This is a genomic window from Pseudomonas cyclaminis (genome assembly GCF_015163715.1).
Classification (GTDB): Bacteria; Pseudomonadota; Gammaproteobacteria; order Pseudomonadales; family Pseudomonadaceae; genus Aquipseudomonas; species Aquipseudomonas cyclaminis.
On the sequence record NZ_JADDUM010000382.1, the window covers coordinates 1 to 543 of the forward strand.

The 543-nt window shown below is 61.7% G+C and carries 1 protein-coding gene; it reads left to right on the forward strand.

Features of this window, described 5'->3' with window-relative positions:
• On the forward strand, positions 1-543 hold a 543-nt coding region (locus tag IQK56_RS30700), incomplete at both ends, for a urate hydroxylase PuuD (protein ID WP_193901980.1).

Genomic DNA, 543 nt, shown 5'->3' on the forward strand with positions numbered 1-543 from the left:
GGCTCACTGTTCGCCGGCTGGTTCATCTACTCCTTCCTCTGCGACTCGGCCTTGGGCAAACGCCCTGCCCTGCTCGGTTTTATCCTGTTTGTGCTGTTGATTGCGGCAGCCTATGGCTTCAGCAAAGTGTTCAGCGGCCGTGGCGCCTACCTGCACGTCGGTGCGGTGATCGGCACCATCATGGTGGGCAACGTGTTCCGCATCATCATGCCGGCGCAGCGCGCGCTGGTGGCGGCCATCGCCGAGAACCGCACGCCGGACCCGGCCCTGCCGGCCAAGGGTTTGCTGCGTTCACGCCACAACAACTACTTCACTTTGCCGGTGCTGTTCATCATGATCAGCAACCACTTCCCGAGCACCTACGGCAGTCAATACAACTGGCTGATCCTGGCCGGTATCGCGGTGGCGGCAGTGTTGGTGCGGCACTACTTCAACACGCGTCACAACAGCCAGAAATATGCATGGACCTTGCCGGTGGGCGCGTTGGCGATGATCAGCCTGGCGTATGTCACCGGGCCAAAACCGGCCGAGCCGATCGCCAAG